This window comes from Brevibacillus sp. AG (genome assembly GCF_028369215.1).
In the GTDB taxonomy this organism is placed as follows: Bacteria; Bacillota; Bacilli; order Brevibacillales; family Brevibacillaceae; genus Brevibacillus; species Brevibacillus porteri.
On record NZ_JAQMYO010000007.1, the window covers coordinates 62,431 to 83,159 of the forward strand.

A 20,729-nucleotide genomic window follows, 5' to 3' on the forward strand; every position below is an offset into this window, starting at 1 on the left:
AAGGACGTTTTTCCATGGAGCCAACTGTTCTCTCCCGCGAGGAAACACACGTAATTGGTTTTACTTTTACGGCGAATGTGACAGAAGACTTGGAACAGAAACACTCCGCTAGTACGACTGAAGCTTTGCGAGCTAGAAAAAGCGAGATTCACAATCAAGTTGGTAAGGGCGAATACCTAATCCAAATCTATCCTGACAAAAATGACTTCGATGCAGCCGTTGATCCTTTTACCACCCTAATTGGCGTCGCAGTTTCCAGCCTCGCCGATATTCCTGAAGGGATGGTCAGTCACACGATTCCTGCAGGGAAATTTGCAAAAGTAACACACAAGGGACCTGAGACAAACTTAGGCGAAACATATGGTTTTCTTTACGGGTCTTGGCTCTGCGAATCGGGATATGATTATGCCGGATTTGATTTTGAATATTGGGACGAGCGTTACAAGCCAGAGCAAGAAGACAATGAAATTGATATTTACGTCCCGCTCTTCAAATAAGAGACATAGCGAAAAACCAGGGAATCCGCTCCCTGGTTTTTTTGTTGTTCCGATGTTACTATCTACGCACCCACTCCCCTGTCAGCGCATCTACCATATAAAGCGGGGTATCGTGATAATAAATATGATAGACGAGGCGCGCCTCTATTTTCCCTGTAGCTGGATTCTCCATCAGCTTGTAGACCAATCGCAGTGGACGATGGGTGACGTATACGTTAGTCGCGTCCTTCCGTGGCATTGCCTTGTTTTTATCAGGAAGCGCTTTAGACTCCTCTGCATACGGGGGAATGATTCCGATCACCTGTTTCCTGTCCACATCAAAATGAACCGTATATCCCCCCATAATCGGTACTCCTTGATGGGACTTGAAGAATTGATATGTTTCGATGTTGCCTTTTCTCGCGCTAGGACCAAGTAGCAGTTCTTTGGTGTCTAACGGAAGGTATTTCTGAAACTGTTTAGCTGCTTCTCGAATGTTTTCCAGCTTCGGGTGAGGGAGCTTCTCCTCTTTCTCATGGATATTTCCATACCGATAGTCGAGAATATCCCCTGTTTCTGTTTCCACAGTCAGTTCCATTTTCTGTTTGGTTCGCGTCTCTACTTTGTACGTATGTACGCCCGAGCCTTGATGAACCACGAAGGAAAACGGAGGCTCGAATCCCCACTCCCGAAAAAGTCTATCTGCCTCTTTAATGTCCGGAGCTACCAGCTTTATACCTCCTGGTTTCACAGGAATTGGCGGTATTTCTACGAGACTGTAATCGGGATGATAGCGTTCTGTGGGATAAATTTCTCCTGTGATGGCATCGATATCACCTGAAAATGGAAACTCGTATTGCAACCGCCCTTCCCCCTCTGAATAGAGGAGCCGGGCACTTTGCCCAAAAATTTGCTCAGCCTGTTTCACTGGCATTGCCTTTTGGGGATCAGGAAAGACCATGCGTGTCGTATCGTTTGTCTGTATCTCTTTTATATGATGCCTGCCCGCCTTGTCTATCGTAAATATGTATTGGTCTTCCAGAACCGGAATGTTGTTAACCGTCTTGTTCATCACGACATGACCTATTTCTGTATTGGACAGCATGCCGTTTACCGCATATTGACTCGCATCTCGACCTGCCAATTCTTGCAGCAGCTTCTTCGCCTGCTCGTATACAGGATGGGCGGGTAGCTGCGGACTACTTGTTGCCGTCACCTGAGGGTCCACGCGTTCGTTTTGCCCCAACCCGGCCATGATGTACAGCCCAAAGCCAGAAGCGATCACGACTGCTGTCATCCCCGCTGTCAACGGATTCATGAACAGGCGTCTCCTCTTGCCGACCCGACTTGTTTCTTGTTCCAGCACTGTACGTAAACTCTCTACAAACTCCTTACGTGGGGGTGTACTTTTTTGCAGAGTCGCTAACCGTTCCAGCATATCTCGTTCATTTTGCCAATCCACTGTACAACTCCCCCTTCTTCGTATGCGACAGTTTGCCATGCAACAGCTTCAGTGCCCGATGCATCGTCGTTTTCACTTTTGATTCTGAACAATCCAGTATTTCGGCTGTCTCTTTGACGCTGTACTCTTTAATGCCACGCAGTATGACAACCATGCGGTAATGCGGTGGCAGTCCCTTAATCGCGGCAATCAATTCCTGCTCGTCCTCCCGGCTTTCCGCTTCCTGTGCCGGATTCCCTTCCGAGGCTGGCATCACGACAGACAGCCAGTCCCCTGACAACAGCTTTTGCCACTTGCGTTTTCGATAGTAATTCATCGCTGTATGCTTCGCGATCGCAAACAGCCATGTCTTCACGTCAGATCGCTCTTCAAATCGTTCAAGCGATCGAATCACTCGCAAAAAAACCTCCTGCGTCAAATCTTCTGCATCATTCTGACTGCCGGCAAAGTACAGCAAAAATTGATACACATCATGATAATGCCGCTCATAGATGGCCATGACCTGATGTTTCATTTCTTCATACAAAGAAGCTCCTCCATTCTCTTGCTGTCGGCTGATCGACTACTTTCCTATAGCGAAAATTTTCTCGGATACCAATTAGTGTCTTGAGTAGGAAAAAGGTTACAGCAGAATGTTTGAAAATGTTCAGGAATGCAACAGCGACGGATGGATCGGGTAGCCTATAATTTACATGAGTCCTGCTACTTTCCTGATAACACAAGAAGTAAGAACGGAGTGACCTGTATGTATAAACGGCTATTAGCTATCCCGATTGCCGCTTTGCTCCTCGTCCTGTCAGCCTGCGGCAATGGTGGACAAACGGGCGATTCAGCGGCATCGAAACCGACCAGATCGATCAATTACTTGGGCAACACTTATACAATTCCGGCCAGAACCAAAGATATTGTTTTCGTAGGCTTCCCTGCTTCGTATGAAGATTCTTTCTTGCTGGGAATTCCGCCCGTCGCAGCAACCATGGATAAAAACGGAAAGTTCCCTGCGGAATATCAAGCCATGATCAGAAATGCCAAGCATCTCCCTTATAATATTGCAGATAATCTAGGTGAGCTGGTTGCCCTCGAACCTGACGTCATCATGACAACCGACAAGACCTCCAAGGAAGACGTGGCCAAATTGCAAACCGCTGCATCCGTCATTCCCGTCTCTACGAACGGAGCTCATTGGCAAGAGAACTTGCGTCTGCTCGCTGATGTTCGTGGAAAAGATGCCAATTTGGATACTTTTGTAGGTAAAGTGAAGCTAAACGCACAGGAACTCCGCGACAAGCTCGCCGCCCTTCCAGAAAAGAAAGTGCTGACGCTGTGGTTCCAAGAAGGCTCCTTCTACGTCTATCCGAAGGATGAACGGTACAATTACCTGTTATATACGGACTTGGCTCTGCCTGTCCCAGATGTCGTCGCGAATGTGCAGGAGCGTACCGCGCTCTCAATAGATGCTTTGGCAAAAGAAGATCCCAACTACTTGTTTGTGATGGTCAACAAAGAAGACCAGCCCGCTTTCAAGCAGTTGCAAGAGCAGCCTGCATGGAAAAATCTAAGCGCAGTCAAAGCGGATCAAATGTATATGAATGCAGTTGAACCAGGATTAGCTGGTGGCACTGCCTACAGCAACCAATCGTTCTTAAATGCAATTCGAAAACAGATGCTAAAAATGAGTGAATAAAAAGATGGGCTTTGCTCATACTATACTCATCGAGCTCGGTGGTGTGTTCTCAATCAGGCTGTAGTCCTTTACGGAGGCGATGTGCCATGGATGATTTACACGATCACCTAGTGAGTAAGGAAAACCGCACACTGCTTTAAGCTTCTAACTTCATACTGGAGGTAGATGCGTCGCACGTGATGATCGGTAACACCTCAAAACTAACGAGCTCGATATATGCCGTCTCCTTTATGGGGGCGGTTTTATTTTTTTAAAAACCCTTTGTCGGGCTGTGTGGTGGGGAGGAAACAGGAGAAAACGCTCAGCTTCTTGTCCCACCCCCAGGGTAGCGTAAGCTGCCCGGCTCCATGAAAAAAAGCGAAACCCGCGTCCAAAGTCGTCCATTCAAGAGGTGTCTCAGAGGTGGACGCTAAAAGCTTGTTTCTCTTTTTTTTCATTGCGCCTCGGTCGGTGTACCAAAGATCTTCGCTTATTTCTCCTGTTTCCTCTACGAGCTTTCCGTGTTATCCATTTTTTTAAATCCTTAAAAGAATAAAGAACCTCATCTGTCACGACAGAGAAGAATATTTCCAGACGTAGCGACTTGTGGAGTCCTACCGAGCGGAGAAGGGATTTGCGGGCAAAAGAAACGCAACGTGCCCACGCGACGAAGCGGCTACCACTTTTGCGTTTCCCCGCGAATCCCTTCGGAGCGGACAGTCTTATCCCTCAGCAGGACGGAGCCTGGAGCCTAGACTGGAAATATTCTTCTCTTCACCGCAGCCACATACATAGGAATCTTTAGTTGTTGCTGTAGTGCCGGGATTGAGAGTAGAAAAGGCACTTCATCGGAAGCGCCTAAGATAAAATTACTTCATTGATTCTATTACTTCTAACAAATCTGCCTCATTGATGGAAGGAAGCTCATCCGCCTTAGTTATATTTTCAAATTCAGTGTCTGACTGATTTGATCGTAAGCCTTTGGAACTGGTCATTTTAAATAATTGATTAGGTGTGTTTGGAATATAAGTATATTTCTTCAATTCTTCATCATATTCTCCGCTCAAAAATAACAGATACTCACCTTTCTCTAACTCGTGATAGTCCGCGTCAACTACGTTAGCAAGCTCTTTATTGTCACCTAAATCTAGACCTATAAGGCGATAAAGTTCGATGCTTTCACCTTCAGTTATCTTGGCGTCAGAAAGGTTGCTATATAATTTATCTACTTGTACTTCGTACACATTATAAACAACAGTCCCCACTTTTTCTTGCCTAAACTCAGATGGTACTTTTCCTTTTATGATTACATTAGCTTTTTTGACTATTTCTTCTGTAGAGCTAAATGTTCTAGATAGAGCAACGCTATGAGAGTTTGAATGATTGAATTCTTTATACATCAGTGCAGAACCAACACCAGCAATTACAGCTGTCACAGACACAATCGCAATCAATTTTTTCAATGTTCACACACTCCTTTCTATTAATTAGTTGTTATCGTAGAGACCTCTAAGTTCTTTTTTGTCATACTTTGTAGGACCATGGATATCCCAGTCAAATACATCTTTGTTATCCATTATGGAATCTACACTTGTATCTTCAGGATGGGCAAGACCAAGTGTATGACCGAATTCATGAGTCATCGTTTTTATCGTATCATCCGTGTCTAGATCGTCACACATTGACTTTACAATTATTATATTGGCTGACGCATATGGAGACCGGTTCATCCGGCCTCTATCATCATAGGGTATTCCAAGTCCATATGTCCCAAGCCTATAAAGTTCCTTTTCGGTTCTTGAATCTGGGTGTTCAACAGAAATATAACCAGTTTCATTAGTGTCTGGTGGAGAAAGGTTTATATTGCTGATTGCGTTCCACTCGTCAGCAGCAGACCAAAGTAAATCCGAGTATTTTTCATCTAAGTTGATATCTGCGACTTGTGGAGTCCTACCAAGCGGAGAAGGATTTGCGGGCAAAAGAAACTTAGGCGTGCCCGTGCTACGAAGCGGCTACTACTTTTGCGTTTCCCCGTTAATCTCTTCGGAGCGGACAGTCTTAGCACCCAGCAGGACGGAGCCTGGAGCCTAGACTGGAAATATTCTTCTCTTCACCGCAGCCACATACATAGGAATCTTTAGTTGTTACTGTAGTGCTGGGAGGAAACAGGAGAAAACGCTCAACTTCTTGTCCCACCCGCTGGAGGATTGACTGCCCGACTCCATGTAAAAAGCGAAACCGCGTCCAAAGTGGTCCTTTCAGGATGCCTTTTCAGAGGTGGACGCTAAAGGGCGTGTTTCGCTTTTTGCATTCCGTCTCGGTCGGTGTACCAAAGATCTTCGCTTATTTCTCCTGTTTCCTCAACGAGCTTTCCGTGTTAGACGGGTTTTAAAAGCCTTAAAAGATGGAAGAATGCATTCTGCAACGACAGAGAAGAATATTTCCAGACGTAGCGACTTGTGGAGTCCTACCAAGCGGAGAAGGGATTAGCGGGCAACAGAAACGCAACGTGCCCTTACGACGAAGCGGCTACCACTTTTGCGTTTCCCCGTTAATCCCTTCGGAGCGGACAGTCTTAGCCCCCAGCAGGACGGAGCCTGGAGCCTAGACTGGAAATATTCTTCTCTCCTCTACAGCCACATAGAAAAAGACCCTTGTCCTAAAACAAAGGTCTTCTCCATTGAAAACATTATTCACCTAAATCAACGTTATGGTACACCTGCTGCACATCGTCCAGGTCTTCCAAAGCATCGATCAGCTTTTCAAATTGAGCTTGTACATCTTCTGTCAGCGTTACTTCGTTTTGTGGCAGCATGGTCAGTTCAGCTACTGTAAACTCATTAACGCCACCATTTTTGAGTGCTTCTTGTACAGCATGGAACTGTTCTGCATCTGCGTAAACAATGACAGCACCGTCTTCATCCAAAATGTCGCGCACGTCTACATCCGCTTCCATCAAGATTTCCAGCACTTCATCAGAAGTTTTGCCTTCCAAGCCAAATACCGCTGTTGGGTCAAACATATAAGCAACCGAACCGGATACGCCCATGTTACCGCCGTTTTTGTTGAAAGCGGCACGCACTTCAGGAGCTGTGCGGTTTACGTTGTTGGTCAGTGCATCCACGATGATCATGGAACCGTTTGGCCCGAAGCCTTCATAGCGCAGATCGCTAAACGTTTCATCAGAGCCGCCCTTTGCTTTATCAATCGCGCGGTCGATAATCGCTTTCGGTACGCTGTACGTTTTGGCACGCTCCAGGACGACCTTCAGAGCACGGTTGGACTCTGGGTCCGGCTCGCCTTGCTTTGCCGCTACGTAAATTTCCTTTCCGAACCTCGCGTAAATACGACTGGTGCTCGCGTCTTTAGAAGCTTTCTTCTCTTTAATATTGTTCCACTTACGACCCATAATCCCACTCTCTTTCAATATGGCAGATTAAAAATGATTACTCCGGATTCCTTTTACACACTAGCCTATTATACCTCAATCTTATGAAATATGTTAAGCAGTGGAAGAATTTAAAAGCACAGCCCCTGATTAGGAGAGCTGTGCTTTGCTTTTACGAATCTTACTTCTTGGTCAATCCTTCGTAAATCGTCTTGATATTCCATTCCATCATTTTGATGTACGTATCGCCATCTTCTCCCGGCTTTCCGAGAGAGTCCGTAAATACTTTGCCGACAATCGGTACACCAGTTTCATTCGATACCATCTCCATGCTGCGCGGATCGATACTCGTCTCTACGAACAGGGCCGGGATTTTTTTCGCACGGATCGTATCGACCACCTGTGTGACCTGCTCTGGTGTTCCTTGGTTCTCCGAGTTGATTTCCCAAATGTATGCTGCTTCAAAATCGTAAGCTTCGCTGAAATATTTGAACGCTCCCTCGCTCGTCACAAGCATACGCTGTTCTTTCGGAATCTGGCTGTATTGCTTAACCGCGTCCTCGTGCAAAGCAGTCAGCTGTTCGATGTACTTCTTGGCGTTTTGCTCATACGTTTCCTTGTGCGCTGGGTCCACCTTGATCAAGGCATTTTTTGCATTCTCCGCATACTTGATGCCATTGCGTACATCCAGCCAAGCGTGCGGGTCTTCTTCGCTCTCTTTGCCTTTGGTTGTCAAGTGCTTAGCCGCTACACCCTCACTGAGTCGGAACACGGGTGCATCCGGACCTGATTTGCCTGCTGTGTTCATGAGATTATTGAACCAAGAGTTGCCCGCCTCCAGATTCAAGCCGTTGTAGAAAACCGCGTCTGCATCCGTCGTTTTTTGCACGTCAGCAGGCAATGGATCATATTCATGTGGATTGGAACCAATCGGAGCGAGACTATGGATCTCTACCCGATCTCCCCCAACGTTTTTCACGATGTCATACAGGATGGAATACGTGGTCACGACCTGCAGCTTGTCACTATCTGATTTCGTGGGCTCGTTCGCACTTTGCGGAGCACCACACGCTGCCATTAATACGGTTGATACTAGAAAAACGAAAAACAGATTCCATTTCTTCATTACGATATTCTCCTTTACTTTGAGAGCTCGACTCGTTTTTGTCGGGCTCGGATTGATTTCCATACCACCCCGTGTTTTCGGGAGAAGAGAAAGGCCAGGAAGAATAACACAGTTGCAACCACGACAATCGTGGCACCAGAGGCCAAATTATAGGTAAAGCTAAAATAAAGGCCGATAACCGAAGACAGCATCCCAAAACCGCCAGCCAAAAAGATCATGATCGACAAACGGTCCGTCAAAAGATAGGCAGTAGCAGCCGGTGTAATCAGCATGGCCACGACTAACACGATTCCTACGGTTTGCAAGGAAGCGACAGTTACCATCGTCAACAAGGTCATCAGCAAGTAATGAATGAGGTTGTTACGCAAGCCGTAGGCAGCAGCAATAGTCGGATCAAACGAAGTCAGTAACAGTTCTTTGAAAAAAGCGTAAACTGTCACGATGACGACGATCCCGATGCCAACCGTCACCCACATGTCCGACGAACGTACAGCCAATACATTCCCGAACAAAATGTGATACAGATCGGTACTGCTTTTCAGCATCGTAACCATGATAATCCCGAGCGCAAAGGCGGACGTGAACAAAATCCCAATCGCTGTGTCGTTCTTGATGCGGCTATTTTGGCTCACGTAGCCAATTCCAACCGCGGTGAGTACACCCGTTAAAACAGCGCCCACGAAGAAATTGATTCCAAAAGCATAGGAGAGGGCCACCCCAGGTAAAACAGCGTGTGAGATGGCATCCCCCATCAAGGACATCCCCCGCAAGATGATAAAGCTGCCAATGACGCCGCAGATTAACCCAACCACTACGGACGTAAACAATGCTTTTTGCAAAAACTCATACTGTCCAATTGCCATCAAGAAATCCATTATGCAAGCACCTCGGTCTTTTCGAGAAATGGTAGTTGATAGGAATATGCTCTCGACATAACTTCTCGATTCAGCACTTCATCGACCGTACCGAACTTGATCAATTCTTTATTCATTAGAAGAAGCTGATCAAAATACGCATATGCTTTGGACAAGTCATGATGGACGACGACAATCGTTTTGTCCTGAAACTGCAGCTCTTTTAAAATGCGAATGATGGTGTCCTCGCTCGCCACATCAATCCCCACAAACGGCTCGTCCAGAAGCAGTAGCTCCGGTTTTTGCGCAAGTGCCCTTGCGAGGAAGACACGCTGTTGCTGCCCGCCGGAGAGCTCCCCGATTTGCCTGTCGCGGAAATCCTCCAACCCTACTCTTCTCAAGCATTCCAACGCCCACACTTTTTCCTTTTTTTTCGGAAATTTGAACAGTCCGACACTTGGGTATGTCCCGATCAGCACTGTATCCATGACCGTGATCGGAAACGTCCAATCAATCATGCTCCGCTGTGGTACATAGGCAATTTTCTTCCGGAATTCATTTGTCTCTTTCCCAAAAATCCGCACATTCCCCTTATCTCTCGGAATGAGGTCCAAGAGCGCTTTGATCAGGGTTGACTTCCCTGCCCCGTTTGGACCGATGATTCCAACCATGCTCCCTACTTCAACTTCAAACGAAACATCCCGAACAACTTCATTCCCAAAATAAGAGACATGCAGGTCCCTTACCGTGATAGCAAATTCCATAATTCTTCCCTCCAATAATAGCCCGTTATATGTTCCCGTCCAAAAACCGATGGTGAAACGGGTAATTCCTCTATGCATATATGCCTACACACAACAATGTAGTCTTGTACCAATAATATTCACCCAAACAAACTAATATGCACCCGTATAAAAAAGTTGCCCTAATGCAAAATTAAATGATTTCCATTATCATGTCAATATATTCTTTTTTCTGAAATACAAAAAAAGTGCAGCCTCTGTTTAAAAGAGACAGCACTTCCAAAACATTCCTATTTCGTTCATAATGAAAAGCTTTTTTTCTATAAAAATAAATAAACATATGTGAAACAACAATAGTTATGTTAATATGAACATTATCTGTTTGATAGAAATCTAAAAATTAAAAACTAACTAAAAATAAGAAAGAGGTGGATCGTATGCAGGATCAAAACTTGGCGAGAGGTCTAAAAAACAGACACGTACAACTCATCGCGATCGGCGGTGCAATCGGAACAGGATTATTTTTGGGCGCAGGAAAATCGATTCATTTGGCCGGCCCATCCATCTTATTTGCTTACTTGATTACGGGCATCATCTGCTTTTTAATCATGCGCTCACTCGGGGAGCTCCTCTTGAGCAATTTGAATTACCATTCTTTTGTGGATTTCGTCAAAGACTATTTGGGGAACATGGCCGCATTTGTCACGGGCTGGACTTACTGGTTTTGCTGGATTTCCATCGCCATGGCCGACCTGACAGCTGTTGGTCTGTATACGCAATTCTGGTTTCCGGAAATACCGCAGTGGATGCCAGGCTTAATTGCCCTCGTGATTTTGTTAATCATGAACCTAGCTACGGTGAAGCTTTTTGGAGAAATGGAATTTTGGTTCGCGCTCGTAAAGGTCATCGCAATTCTCGCCCTGATTTTTGTCGGCGTCTTTATGATCATCAAGGGCTTTTCTACGAACGCAGGTGCGTCCAGCTTCACGAATCTCTGGAGTCATGGCGGTATGTTCCCGAACGGCTTCAATGGGTTCCTTCTCTCCTTCCAGATGGTTGTGTTCGCATTTGTTGGGATCGAGCTCGTCGGTCTAACAGCCGGTGAAACAGAGGACCCAAAACGAGTCATTCCAAAAGCAATTAACCAAATCCCGATTCGGATTTTGATTTTCTACGTTGGCGCTCTCATCGTCATCATGAGCATCTATCCTTGGAACGCGATCAACCCGTTGGAGAGTCCATTCGTGCAGGTCTTCGCAGCGATTGGTATTGCAGCCGCTGCCGGTATCGTCAACTTCGTTGTACTGACATCCGCTGCTTCCGCATGTAATAGCGCCATTTTTAGTACAAGCCGGATGGTTTACTCCCTTGCCAAAGAAAAGAACGCACCTGTGCCTCTTACCAAACTGACTGCCAACAAAGTCCCGGCAAATGCACTACTCTTTTCAACAGTTGTTATCCTTATCGCCGTTGTATTGAATTACGTCATGCCAGAAGGCGTATTTACGCTGATCACTAGCGTGTCAACCGTTTGTTTTATCTTTATTTGGGGAATTACCGTCATCTGTCATTTGAAATATCGCAAAACGAGACCAGATTTAGCAAAAGCGAATACATTTAAAATGCCGCTCTATCCTTTTGCCAACTACCTGATCCTGGCATTCCTTGCCTTCATTCTGGTCGTCCTTGCACTCGCGGAAGATACACGAGTCGCCTTGTTCATCACACCTGTATGGTTTATTCTGCTCGTCGTGATTTACAAACTGCGGAAAACGAAGACAAATGAAATAGAGGTAGCAGAACACTAAGCAGCGCCTCCTGTTTTCACTTTCAACATCGGTGAAAATAGGAGGTGTTTTATTTTGGTATGTCCTCGAGTTGTTCCCCTTCAAATACCCCTTCGATCACAAGCCCTTTCTTGCATTTGAGATAGTACATAAACGGAAAATAGGATACGAAGCCAAACAGAACTGCGCCCATCCCATACAGCAACGGTACAGAAAGCAAATGCAAGATTCCCGCTACCCATCCCTTTACCTGCATACTGAAGAGCAAAGCTTCCGAAGCGCTCAACTGCCCCATTACGAGTAAAAGTAGAAAACGGAAGGCCCCATCCAAAACCCCGATCGAAACCCCTGCTCCCACGCACAGCTTTAGGTAGGACGTTATTTTTATGTATTTGACCTTTACTCTCGTCATCCACTGCACCCCTTTTTCAAATTTTTTTCTAAAAGAAAACTAGCTTCCTTCCGCTTCGATGTGTACTATATGTAAAATACCAAATCCAGCATGAGGTGATAGTAAACATGACACAGCAGCATTCGTCCTATGCAAGACCTCCACTCGCAGATTGTATTCCTGATCTCGTTGCCTTTTCCAGAGGGGAGAAAAAAGCGACCCTCTTCATTCATAATGGCACGCTCGTCAATGTTCTCTCCGGTGAAATCTTGCCGAATATGTCCGTCGCTGTCGTTGGTACCCGTATCGCTTATGTCGGTCCTTATGTGGAAGGGATGACAGATGAATCCACCAAGATGATCGATGCAAAAGGAAAGTATATGGCACCTGGACTGTTGGACGGGCACTGTCATATCGAGAGCAGCATGCTGTCCGTGACGCAGTTCGCCAATGCGGTACTGCCGCTCGGAACGACAGGCGGCTTTTTCGACGCCCATGAGATCTCGAATGTTCTCGGTCTACCTGGTTTGCGAATCATGCTGGATGAGGCTAGACAAACACCGATGGCTGCTTACATGCAGGTCGCTTCCTGCGTGCCTTCGACGGATGCATCCTTTGAAACGGCTGGGGCAGAATTCGGACCAGCGGAGGTCGCAGAAGCATTGAGCTGGGGACCGGATATGATCGCACTCGGAGAAGTCATGAACTTCCCTGGCGTCGTGTACGGTGACCCGAAAATGATTGGAGAGATTCAAGCGACACTGCGGGCAGGAAAAGTAGTGGATGGTCACTATACATGGCCTTCAAGCGATCCGCGTCTGGCTGCTTATGCCGCTGCGGGTGTATCCGGTTGCCATGAGTGTGTGACCAGCGAAGATGTCGCACAGCGCGTACGCCTCGGCATGTATGCCAAAATGCGCCGCGGCTCTGCCTGGCACGATGTTGCAGCAACGATCAAAGCACACACCGAACAGGGAATTGACTCCCGCCGGATGATGCTCGTGTCCGATGACCGCATCTGCGATTCGTTGAAAGAAGAAGGACATATGAACTTCATCGTCCGACACGCGATCTCGCAAGGAGTGAAGCCCGTTACTGCCTTCCAGATGGCGACCATCAATACAGCAGAGCGATTCGGTGTCGCAAGAGATGTAGGCTCGATCGCACCAGGTATGATCGCCGATATCATTTTGCTCGACGGAAATCTGGCTGATGTGAATGTCGTGATGACGATCGCGCGCGGTGAAGTAGTAGCAGAGAATGGTGAAATGACGATCGAACTACCTCCGTTCCCTTACCCTGCGTTTGCTGTCAACTCAGTGAAAATCAAGGCTGATCTCTCGCCATCTGACTTCATCATCAAGACCCCTGTTCCATCTGGGTCGATCAAGACGCGCGTCGCAGTTGTCCGCGAAAATCATGTAGAGACGGATGAAGTAGTTGTGGATATAGCTGTCGCAAATGGTGAGCTTCAGATTACGCCAGAGAGCGCCTTGTGCAAAATGGCTATTTTCGAGCGTCATGGGAAAACTGGCGGCTCTGCCATCGGGATTGTCGGCAATGTCGGATTTAACCAGCCAGCAGCGATTGCCATGACTGTCGCCCATGACTGCCATAACGTACTTGTCATCGGAAACGACGATGAACGGATGGCACAAGCAGCAAATGCTGTGATCGGCATGCAAGGCGGTATCGCTGTCGTGACTGGAGACGGCAAAATCGTGGAGCTTCCGCTGCGTTTAGCCGGACTGATGTCGACTGAGCCTTATGAAACAGTTGTGAAGCAATCCATGGAGATTAGCCAAGCGTTAGTGAAGGCTGGCTGCACGATGAACTACGCCTTTATGACATTGTCTTTGCTTGCTCTGGTCGTCATACCGACCTTGCACATATCGGATACGGGCTTGATTCGCATTTCAGATGCGGGATTTGAGCGGGTATCACTGTTTGTGGAATAACGACGACATCCCCTCTTTTGCGAATGTGCAGGAGGGGGTTTTCTCTTTTGGCTACCTTATTCTTCGACCAGTTGAACCACTTTGCATAATTGATAGAAATAGAAAACCCCACGCATTTGTACGCGATTCATCTGATCTAGATAGCGCAACGTTTCCAAAGCGATGTTTCGCGCCTCTCTCACATCCTCTTCATTCATGTTCGCGATGGCTTCCTTTAGCTCCACAACCGATAAGGAATAGACAGCAGGTCGCAGCGTACGAAGCAGCATGATTTTGCGGATTTGCGAGCGATTGAAGAGACGGTAGCCATTTTTCTCATCACGGGAAGTCGCAATGAGCCCAACCTTTTCCCAGTGACGAATGGTTGAGCTGGGCAGTGAAGTCATGGCTGCTACCTCCCCAATCGTCATCCATTCGCTGTTTCCAGCTTCCTCGTACTTTCCTGCTCCACCGTCTTCGAGCATTGCCAAGTTTCGTTCGGCTAACTGCTTGTCCCTCTGTAGATTGGCCTGAGCCTGATTCACACGCCACAGAGCAGCCTGCAAATGTCTATCCTGGATCAGTCGCATGACCTGCGCCGTCTCTTCCATCCCAAAGCCGGGAGACATGGCTTGAATACAGGTAAAATAAGCGACATGTTCCTCCGTATACTTCCGGTAGCCACTCACTGACCGCTCCACAGGCGGAACCAGCCCATGTGCTTCGTAATTGCGCAAGGCGCTCGTGCTCAGCTTCAGCTTACGTGCAATATCAATGGGGCGCATGGCAACCACCAGCCTCCTACCCGACTTTCTTCGATAAAGATTAAAGCTTAGTTGTAAAGTTATTTCAATCTTAACCCGATTTATTCCTTTTTATTTGGCTAGACCTTCGAATTAGCACGAATGTTGTAAGATGAATGTGACAAGTGGAAGGAGGCGCATTACCCCATGCACAAAGCTGAATTCGAACGGCAACTGACAACGCTCATTCAAAAGGGCTATCCTGAAATGGCGGGCATGACAGCAGATGTGTTTAGGAAAAATCTGGCCCCGCTGCAATCACTGACAGAAGCTCTCCCCATTCCAGAAGACGATCAGAAAGAAGGCCTCGTCCCCTTTGTTCTCGTTGTGAAAGGCGATTGGTTCGACGGAGAAAAAGCGATGCAAGCCATTGAGCGGCAAAAGAAAGCTGGCTTCAGTGTCATGGATGCAGAAGAAATTCGGCGGTTTACACCCATCGAGGGCATCGAGATTCCTACAGGAATGGCTTACCTAATGACCGGAATTGATACAGGAAAAGAGACGTTGAATGTCACTCCGAATGACGCGATGCCCATCCTCTTGGAGCAACAGCGTTCTCCGCTCACGCTGGAGGAAGGGATTGCCCTGATCACTCACTTCCCGGATCTGGTAAAGAAAAACAACGGCTTTTCTCTACTCGGATCGCGTTGTGGCGACCGACGCGTAACGGCCATGTGGATCAGTGAAAATAAACCGAAGCTAGGTTGGTGCTGGAATGGCAATCCTCATACGTGGCTCGGATCGGCTTCCTGCCAAGCTCGTTTGGACGAAAAAAAACCTTGAAGCTCATTCAAGGTTTTTTCTTTCTTATTCTTTTTCATTCAACGTAACGCCATTTATTTTCAAATGAGCGCGAAACATTTCCAACATCGAAGGCATTGCCTCTTTTTCTGGCCATGAATCCGTTTTCCACAAGCTTGCTTGTTTAAATGCGCGCGGGCAATGGAGGAAGCACTCCTCTACCTTCACGATCACGCCGATGCCGCTTGTTTTACCCTTCCATTCTTGCGCGGCGAGTAGCTCTGCATCTTTTGTAATGCGAGCTGATCCGTTAATACGCAACACTTCTTCCAGACCTGGAATCAGGAAAATCATACCCACCTGCGGATTCGCAATGATATTCAGCAAAGAGTCGACCCGTCTGTTCCCCATTCGCTCGGGAAAGATAATATGGTGATCATCCAGCACTTTAACGAAACCCGGCTCGTCGCCTCGTGGGGAAACGTCACATCTGCCTGAAGCATCTGCTGTAGACAAGAAAAACAACGGCGACATAGACACATAATGGATCACATGCGACTCCACCTGCGCGATGCTTTTTTTCACAACCGCCTCGTGCGGTTCTCCTACCAGGCTTTTTAGTTCGTCTGCACTGGTTATGAGATCTTTTACTTCCAACGGATTCCACATAGGTTCTACTCTCCTCTCTCTGTGTATATCCCTGTGTATCATCATAAGTCCCTTGGGAATGGAAAATCAATGTTTGCAGCAGCAAGTTTTTAGTCTGCCGGTGTTTTGGCTGCTCGTTTACTGATGAAATCTTTGTAAGCAACAATCTTACGTTCTAGCATATCATCCACATCGATTAACGTTTTTATTTGTTGCTCAATATAGCGTTTATGTTCTTCTAAAAGACCCAATCGAGCTAAGGTCGTATGTTCTCCTTCTACAAATAGGGAAGCGTACTGCTTTATTTTTGAGATCGGCATTTGCGTTTCTTTTAACTTGATAACGAATTGCAGCCATCGAATATGTGAATCGTTATATCGCCTGCCACCGTTTTCATCACGATCAGGAATAATTATTTTTTCCTTTTCATAATAACGCAACGTATGTGTGCTTATCCCTAATAGCTGTGCCACTTCACCAATTGTGTACATAGGAAACCTCCGCATTGATCTAATACCCTTGACTTAGAGTTTACTCTAATCAGTATAATCAGCTCATCGTTACTTCTCAATGAAAGCTAGTGAATAAAATTCAGGAGGGATTTTCATGAAATATACGGTTATTACGGGAGCAAGTTCAGGAATTGGCTTTGAAACCGCTCTGGCATTTGCTGCTCGCGGAAAAAACTTAATTTTAGCAGCTCGTCGAACGGAGGAATTAGAAAAGTTACAATCAAAAGTGGCTGATATCAACGCAAAATTGGATGTCGTCATTCGAACCGTTGATTTGAGTGTGAGTGCAAATGTGCATGATTTTTACGACAGTCTAAAGGATTATGAGATTGAGACCTGGATCAACAATGCGGGGTTCGGAAACTTTGCTTCTGTTGGGGAACAAAACTTGAATAAAATTGAGTCTATGCTTCACTTGAATATCGAAGCTCTCACGATTCTATCTTCTCTTTATGTTCGTGACTATGCACATGTTGAAGGAACGCAAATCATCAATATTTCTTCAGGCGGAGGCTACAAGATTATTGCTGACGCCGTCACCTATTGCGCAACGAAGTTCTATGTAAGTGCCTTTACGGAAGGTCTCGCACAAGAATTGAGGGAGCATGGAGCAGCCATGCAAGCAAAAGTCTTGGCACCTGCTGCAACAGAGACCGAATTTGCGAAGCGTTCCTTTGATATTGATCAATTTGAATATGCTGGTGCAGTTCCCAAGTTCCATACAGCTACTCAAATGGCAGGTTTCTTGCTCGATTTATATGACAGTGAGAAGGTAGTAGGAATAGTGAATGGAGCGACATATGAGTTCGAGCTAAAGGATCCGATCTTTACGTATGTGTCGAAGTCAAGAAACTAGTCGAGACGTTATTTTCACAAAAAAAAAAAGAGGATGCGTAAGCCGCATCCTCTTTTTTTGAATTACACCATGACTTTGCAAATGTCGTTCGTAAACTCTACCGGGTCTTGAATCGGCAAGCCTTCGATCAAGAGAGCCTGATTGTACAGGAGAGCCGTATACAGATTAACCTTTTCCTTGTCTGTGTCAAATGCACCCTTCAACGACTGGAACACCGCATGGTTCACATTGATCTCCAGTACCTTGTCTGCCTTCACATTCGAATTGTTCGGCATCGCATTCAAGATTTTTTCCATTTCGATCGTCACTTCACCCTCAGTCGACAGGCAGACAGGGTGTGACTTCAAGCGTTTGGAAGCTTTCACCGCTTTGACTTTTCCTTCGAGCAGCGATGCCATATAGTCGAACAGCTCTTTGTTGTTCTCGTTTTCGGCTTCAGCTGCTTTTTCCTCTTCGCCCGGCTCGATTCCCAGATCCCCGCTCGATACGGATTTGAATTCCTTTTCCTTGTAGTTCATCATCATTTTGATCGCGAACTCATCGACGTCATCTGTGAAGTACAGGATTTCGTAACCTTTCTCGGATACGAGCTCTGTTTGCGGCAGCTTTTCGATTCGCTCGATCGACTCGCCAGATGCGTAGTAGATGTACTTTTGATCTTCTGGCATTCTCTCTACGTACTCTTCTAGCGTCACCAGCTTTTTCTCTTTGGAAGAGTAGAACATCAACAGGTCTTGCAAAGTTTCTTTATGTGCTCCGTAATCGCTGTACATGCCGTATTTTAACTGTCTGCCAAACGAATTGTAGAACAGCTCGTATTTTTCCCGCTCTGTTTTCAGCAAGCTTTGCAGCTGGCTTTTGATTTTGCTCGTGATGTTTTTCGCAATCAGCTTCAATTGACGGTCATGTTGCAGCATCTCACGAGAAATGTTGAGCGACAGGCTCTCGGAGTCAACCATCCCTTTGACAAAGCTGAAGTAGTCTGGTAGCAGGTCCGCACATTTGTTCATGATCAGTACGCCGTTCGCATACAGCTCCAGACCTTTTTCATACTCCTTCGAGTAGTAATCAAATGGCATGCTCTCCGGGATGTACAAAATCGCCTGATAAACAACGGCTCCATCTGCACTGATGTGGATGTGCTTGAGCGGCTTGTCGAAGCCGTAATGCTTGCTCGCATAAAACTGCTCGTAATCCTCAGTCGTCAGCTCGCTTTTATTTTTTCGCCAAATCGGAACCATGCTGTTCACGATTTGTTCTTCCGTCACTTGTTCGTACTCGTTTTCGCTGCCCTCTTTTGGCTTATGCTGCGTAACGTCCATTTTGATCGGGTAACGAATGAAGTCAGAGTACTTTTTGATAATCGCTTGTAAACGGTACTCTTCCAAGAAGTCGTCGTAATTCTCTTCTTCTGTATTCTCCTTGATTTCGAGAATGATCTCGGTCCCGACGGAATCTTTGTGATAAGGCTCGATCGTGTAGCCATCCGCACCACTGGACTCCCATTTGTACCCCGTGTCGCTGCCCAGTGCTTTACTGATGACCGTAACCTTGTCGGCAACCATGAAAGCCGAGTAGAAACCTACGCCGAATTGACCGATGATGTTGTAGCCATCTTTCGCGTCGTTTTCTTTTTTGAACGCCAACGAACCACTCTTCGCAATGACACCCAGATTGTTTTCCAGCTCATCCTGCGTCATCCCGATCCCTGTATCTGTCAGGGTCAGCGTTCTCGTGTCTTTGTTAACCGCTACTTTGATGTAATAGTTCTCTTTATCGAACACCAATTGATCATCGACGAGCGATTTGTAGTAAATTTTGTCAATCGCGTCACTCGAATTGGAGATCAACTCGCGCAAAAAGATTTCCTTTTGTGTGTAAATAGAATGGATCATCATTTCCAACAGACGTGTAGATTCTGCTTGAAACTGCTTTTTTTCCATGAAATACCCACCCTTCCGGACTTCTTATATATTCCTTTTTCAATGTTAGCACTCTCATCTCGCGAGTGCTATTCACTATTTTTATAACAGTCTTAGATTTTTCTGTCAATATGAACCAGCTAGAAAGAAAAACCGCCAGCGTGACGGTTTTCGAAAGACTGCGCCTATCCAGGAAGTAATCCAACTTTAACAAAATGGAATTTCATCTAGTCAACTTGGTAAAATGGTCGGGACATATTAGTAAAAAGCAGCATGGTAATAGTCTTGGTTTCACTCAAATTGAGGGTTAGAGGTACGCTTGACCAGTTGGATTAAGGAAACGAATTGCAATAGATGAAGAGCAGCTTTATGATGATAAAAAACAGAGGTGTCCATTCCATGTATTTCATACCATTTACTGATGAGTTAATCTCAGAGGCTGGGCAACTATTGTCCAAACGTCATAAACTAGATCGAGAAATCCTTTCGGTACTACCAATTGAATGTGAAGATGAAAATTATGCAACGACTGCTGTTAAAACGATATGGTCAAAACCAAACAGTAGCGGAGTCGCAGCAATTGAAGATGGTAAATTAATCGGATACCTAATTGGACAAAAGATTGAAAACCCTCTTCGAGATCGACATGTCTGGATGAATTTGGAGGGGCATGCAATTTCTCGCAATACCTCCGTTGAATTATATAGAGATCTTTATTCAGAGGCTTCTCAACAATGGGTAGATGAGGGATATTTCAGTCATTTTGCACTAATTCCTGCCAGTCAACCGGAATTACTTCATTCTTGGTTCCGTTTAGGATTTGGCTTTGAACAAACACATGCATTACTCTCATTACTTGATCGGGAATCTCCCCTTCCCTTGAGCATTCCAGAGGTTGAAATTCGCTTGGCATCCCCAGAAGACCGTAGTTTGGTAGAGGATATTGCAAATATTATTAGAACTCATCAAAATAAGGCACCCGTTTTTGGTTATTCTTTACGTGATGACCCTCAGGAATTACGTAAAGGCTATGCAGGTCTCCTTGATGATCATGATGTCGATTTCTGGATCGCCTTAAAAGATGGAAAAATTGTTTCTTTCCAAGGATATTTCCCCTTAGATAAAAGTGATGTAAATTTGAATGTACCGGATCGTTGTGTTGAATTAGGAGTTGCTGGTACTCTAGATCAATATCGCGGACAAGGTATCAATTATGCACTTACACTACATGGACTTGCCCATGCGAAGAAAAAAGGATATGTCTACTGCATGACAGATTGGAGAGAAACGAATTTACAATCTTCACGTTATTGGCCCCGTCAAGGCTTCCTTCCTGTTTCTTACAGAGTTTCTCGCCTTATTGATAGCAGAATAACTTCGGTGATAGAGTAATTTCAAATTCCCGTCCTCTCCTATTTTG

20 protein-coding genes are annotated in these 20,729 nt (G+C 45.9%); 7 read left to right on the forward strand and 13 right to left on the reverse strand.

The genetic code is table 11. The features are described 5' to 3' along the window. Positions 1–14: 14 nt before the first annotated feature. Positions 15–497 carry a GyrI-like domain-containing protein gene (locus POF51_RS19055; RefSeq protein ID WP_069845837.1) on the forward strand — a complete coding sequence of 161 codons (483 nt, stop codon included), beginning with the start codon at positions 15–17 and terminating at the stop codon, positions 495–497. Between the two features lie 58 nt (positions 498–555). On the opposite strand, the gene POF51_RS19060 is transcribed toward POF51_RS19055, so the two are convergent. Both POF51_RS19060 and POF51_RS19065 read right to left on the reverse strand, forming a co-directional pair. Further along, a complete protein-coding gene (locus POF51_RS19060) occupies positions 556–1,938 on the reverse strand; it encodes a hypothetical protein (RefSeq protein ID WP_069845839.1) in 1,383 nt (460 codons plus the stop codon). Then, positions 1,922–2,464: an RNA polymerase sigma factor gene (locus POF51_RS19065; protein WP_069845841.1), complete on the reverse strand. Its 543-nt coding sequence runs from the start codon at positions 2,462–2,464 to the stop codon at positions 1,922–1,924. Before POF51_RS19065 ends, POF51_RS19060 begins: the two co-directional genes overlap by 17 nt. A 219-nt stretch (positions 2,465–2,683) precedes the next feature. Between POF51_RS19065 and POF51_RS19070 the strand changes: the two genes are divergently transcribed. Then, the gene (locus POF51_RS19070) at positions 2,684–3,622 is read left to right on the forward strand and encodes an ABC transporter substrate-binding protein (protein ID WP_069845843.1); all 939 of its coding nucleotides are present in this window, start codon (positions 2,684–2,686) and stop codon (positions 3,620–3,622) included. An 848-nt stretch (positions 3,623–4,470) separates the two neighbouring features. On the opposite strand, the gene POF51_RS19075 is transcribed toward POF51_RS19070, so the two are convergent. The 6 genes from POF51_RS19075 to POF51_RS19100 form a co-directional block, all read right to left on the reverse strand. Further along, on the reverse strand, positions 4,471–5,064 hold the full coding sequence (locus tag POF51_RS19075) for a hypothetical protein (protein WP_069845847.1): 594 nt from the start codon (positions 5,062–5,064) through the stop codon (positions 4,471–4,473). A 24-nt stretch (positions 5,065–5,088) separates the two neighbouring features. Then, positions 5,089–5,580, reverse strand: coding sequence for a hypothetical protein (locus tag POF51_RS19080; protein ID WP_244521709.1), 492 nt, complete (start codon positions 5,578–5,580; stop codon positions 5,089–5,091). Between the two features lie 710 nt (positions 5,581–6,290). Then, complete coding sequence (locus tag POF51_RS19085; protein ID WP_017250864.1) at positions 6,291–7,010, reverse strand: YebC/PmpR family DNA-binding transcriptional regulator; 720 nt, start codon at positions 7,008–7,010, stop codon at positions 6,291–6,293. Positions 7,011–7,170: 160 nt separating this feature from the next. Further along, entirely contained in the window at positions 7,171–8,115 is a 945-nt protein-coding gene (locus POF51_RS19090) for a metal ABC transporter substrate-binding protein (RefSeq protein WP_017250863.1), read from the reverse strand. A 14-nt stretch (positions 8,116–8,129) separates the two neighbouring features. Beyond that, the gene (locus POF51_RS19095; RefSeq protein WP_017250862.1) at positions 8,130–8,990 is read right to left on the reverse strand and encodes a metal ABC transporter permease; all 861 of its coding nucleotides are present in this window, start codon (positions 8,988–8,990) and stop codon (positions 8,130–8,132) included. Then, positions 8,990–9,733, reverse strand: coding sequence for a metal ABC transporter ATP-binding protein (locus tag POF51_RS19100; RefSeq protein WP_017250861.1), 744 nt, complete (start codon positions 9,731–9,733; stop codon positions 8,990–8,992). Before POF51_RS19100 ends, POF51_RS19095 begins: the two co-directional genes overlap by 1 nt. Positions 9,734–10,149: 416 nt before the next feature. Here POF51_RS19100 and POF51_RS19105 point away from each other — a divergent pair, with 416 nt between their 5' ends. Beyond that, on the forward strand, positions 10,150–11,520 hold the full coding sequence (locus POF51_RS19105) for an amino acid permease (RefSeq protein ID WP_026043272.1): 1,371 nt from the start codon (positions 10,150–10,152) through the stop codon (positions 11,518–11,520). 49 nt (positions 11,521–11,569) lie between these two features. Here POF51_RS19105 and POF51_RS19110 read toward each other — a convergent pair whose 3' ends face one another. Beyond that, entirely contained in the window at positions 11,570–11,911 is a 342-nt protein-coding gene (locus POF51_RS19110) for a hypothetical protein (RefSeq protein WP_069845849.1), read from the reverse strand. Between the two features lie 107 nt (positions 11,912–12,018). Here POF51_RS19110 and POF51_RS19115 point away from each other — a divergent pair, with 107 nt between their 5' ends. After that, positions 12,019–13,848, forward strand: a complete 1,830-nt coding sequence (locus tag POF51_RS19115) for an adenine deaminase (RefSeq protein ID WP_069845851.1) — start codon at positions 12,019–12,021, stop codon at positions 13,846–13,848. A 56-nt stretch (positions 13,849–13,904) separates the two neighbouring features. On the opposite strand, the gene POF51_RS19120 is transcribed toward POF51_RS19115, so the two are convergent. After that, the gene (locus tag POF51_RS19120; protein ID WP_069845853.1) at positions 13,905–14,612 is read right to left on the reverse strand and encodes a MerR family DNA-binding transcriptional regulator; all 708 of its coding nucleotides are present in this window, start codon (positions 14,610–14,612) and stop codon (positions 13,905–13,907) included. Between the two features lie 165 nt (positions 14,613–14,777). On the opposite strand from POF51_RS19120, the gene POF51_RS19125 reads away from it, so the two are divergent. Then, positions 14,778–15,413: a DUF5701 family protein gene (locus tag POF51_RS19125; protein WP_271755912.1), complete on the forward strand. Its 636-nt coding sequence runs from the start codon at positions 14,778–14,780 to the stop codon at positions 15,411–15,413. Positions 15,414–15,437: 24 nt separating this feature from the next. Here POF51_RS19125 and POF51_RS19130 read toward each other — a convergent pair whose 3' ends face one another. After that, a complete protein-coding gene (locus POF51_RS19130) occupies positions 15,438–16,040 on the reverse strand; it encodes an MSMEG_1061 family FMN-dependent PPOX-type flavoprotein (RefSeq protein ID WP_069845857.1) in 603 nt (200 codons plus the stop codon). Between the two features lie 89 nt (positions 16,041–16,129). Beyond that, positions 16,130–16,510, reverse strand: a complete 381-nt coding sequence (locus POF51_RS19135) for a MerR family transcriptional regulator (protein WP_271755913.1) — start codon at positions 16,508–16,510, stop codon at positions 16,130–16,132. A 115-nt stretch (positions 16,511–16,625) separates the two neighbouring features. Between POF51_RS19135 and POF51_RS19140 the strand changes: the two genes are divergently transcribed. Continuing rightward, positions 16,626–17,387 carry an SDR family NAD(P)-dependent oxidoreductase gene (locus tag POF51_RS19140; RefSeq protein WP_069845861.1) on the forward strand — a complete coding sequence of 254 codons (762 nt, stop codon included), beginning with the start codon at positions 16,626–16,628 and terminating at the stop codon, positions 17,385–17,387. Between the two features lie 62 nt (positions 17,388–17,449). Here POF51_RS19140 and htpG read toward each other — a convergent pair whose 3' ends face one another. Further along, positions 17,450–19,330 carry a molecular chaperone HtpG gene (gene htpG, locus POF51_RS19145; RefSeq protein ID WP_069845863.1) on the reverse strand — a complete coding sequence of 627 codons (1,881 nt, stop codon included), beginning with the start codon at positions 19,328–19,330 and terminating at the stop codon, positions 17,450–17,452. Between the two features lie 378 nt (positions 19,331–19,708). Here htpG and POF51_RS19150 point away from each other — a divergent pair, with 378 nt between their 5' ends. Continuing rightward, positions 19,709–20,701, forward strand: coding sequence for a GNAT family N-acetyltransferase (locus POF51_RS19150; RefSeq protein ID WP_069845865.1), 993 nt, complete (start codon positions 19,709–19,711; stop codon positions 20,699–20,701). Positions 20,702–20,729 lie beyond the last annotated feature (28 nt).

Excerpts from the sequence above, each read along its gene's own strand:
- POF51_RS19055 (WP_069845837.1), top strand. The coding sequence starts at position 15 with ATGGAGCCAACTGTTCTCTCCCGCGAGGAAACACACGTAATTGGTTTT.
- POF51_RS19070 (WP_069845843.1), top strand. The coding sequence starts at position 2,684 with ATGTATAAACGGCTATTAGCTATCCCGATTGCCGCTTTGCTCCTCGTC.
- POF51_RS19085 (WP_017250864.1), bottom strand. The coding sequence starts at position 7,010 with ATGGGTCGTAAGTGGAACAATATTAAAGAGAAGAAAGCTTCTAAAGAC.
- POF51_RS19090 (WP_017250863.1), bottom strand. The coding sequence starts at position 8,115 with ATGAAGAAATGGAATCTGTTTTTCGTTTTTCTAGTATCAACCGTATTA.
- POF51_RS19095 (WP_017250862.1), bottom strand. The coding sequence starts at position 8,990 with ATGGATTTCTTGATGGCAATTGGACAGTATGAGTTTTTGCAAAAAGCA.
- POF51_RS19100 (WP_017250861.1), bottom strand. The coding sequence starts at position 9,733 with ATGGAATTTGCTATCACGGTAAGGGACCTGCATGTCTCTTATTTTGGG.
- POF51_RS19105 (WP_026043272.1), top strand. The coding sequence starts at position 10,150 with ATGCAGGATCAAAACTTGGCGAGAGGTCTAAAAAACAGACACGTACAA.
- POF51_RS19110 (WP_069845849.1), bottom strand. The coding sequence starts at position 11,911 with ATGACGAGAGTAAAGGTCAAATACATAAAAATAACGTCCTACCTAAAG.
- POF51_RS19115 (WP_069845851.1), top strand. The coding sequence starts at position 12,019 with ATGACACAGCAGCATTCGTCCTATGCAAGACCTCCACTCGCAGATTGT.
- POF51_RS19120 (WP_069845853.1), bottom strand. The coding sequence starts at position 14,612 with ATGCGCCCCATTGATATTGCACGTAAGCTGAAGCTGAGCACGAGCGCC.
- POF51_RS19125 (WP_271755912.1), top strand. The coding sequence starts at position 14,778 with ATGCACAAAGCTGAATTCGAACGGCAACTGACAACGCTCATTCAAAAG.
- POF51_RS19130 (WP_069845857.1), bottom strand. The coding sequence starts at position 16,040 with ATGTGGAATCCGTTGGAAGTAAAAGATCTCATAACCAGTGCAGACGAA.
- POF51_RS19135 (WP_271755913.1), bottom strand. The coding sequence starts at position 16,510 with ATGTACACAATTGGTGAAGTGGCACAGCTATTAGGGATAAGCACACAT.
- POF51_RS19140 (WP_069845861.1), top strand. The coding sequence starts at position 16,626 with ATGAAATATACGGTTATTACGGGAGCAAGTTCAGGAATTGGCTTTGAA.
- htpG (WP_069845863.1), bottom strand. The coding sequence starts at position 19,330 with ATGGAAAAAAAGCAGTTTCAAGCAGAATCTACACGTCTGTTGGAAATG.
- POF51_RS19150 (WP_069845865.1), top strand. The coding sequence starts at position 19,709 with ATGTATTTCATACCATTTACTGATGAGTTAATCTCAGAGGCTGGGCAA.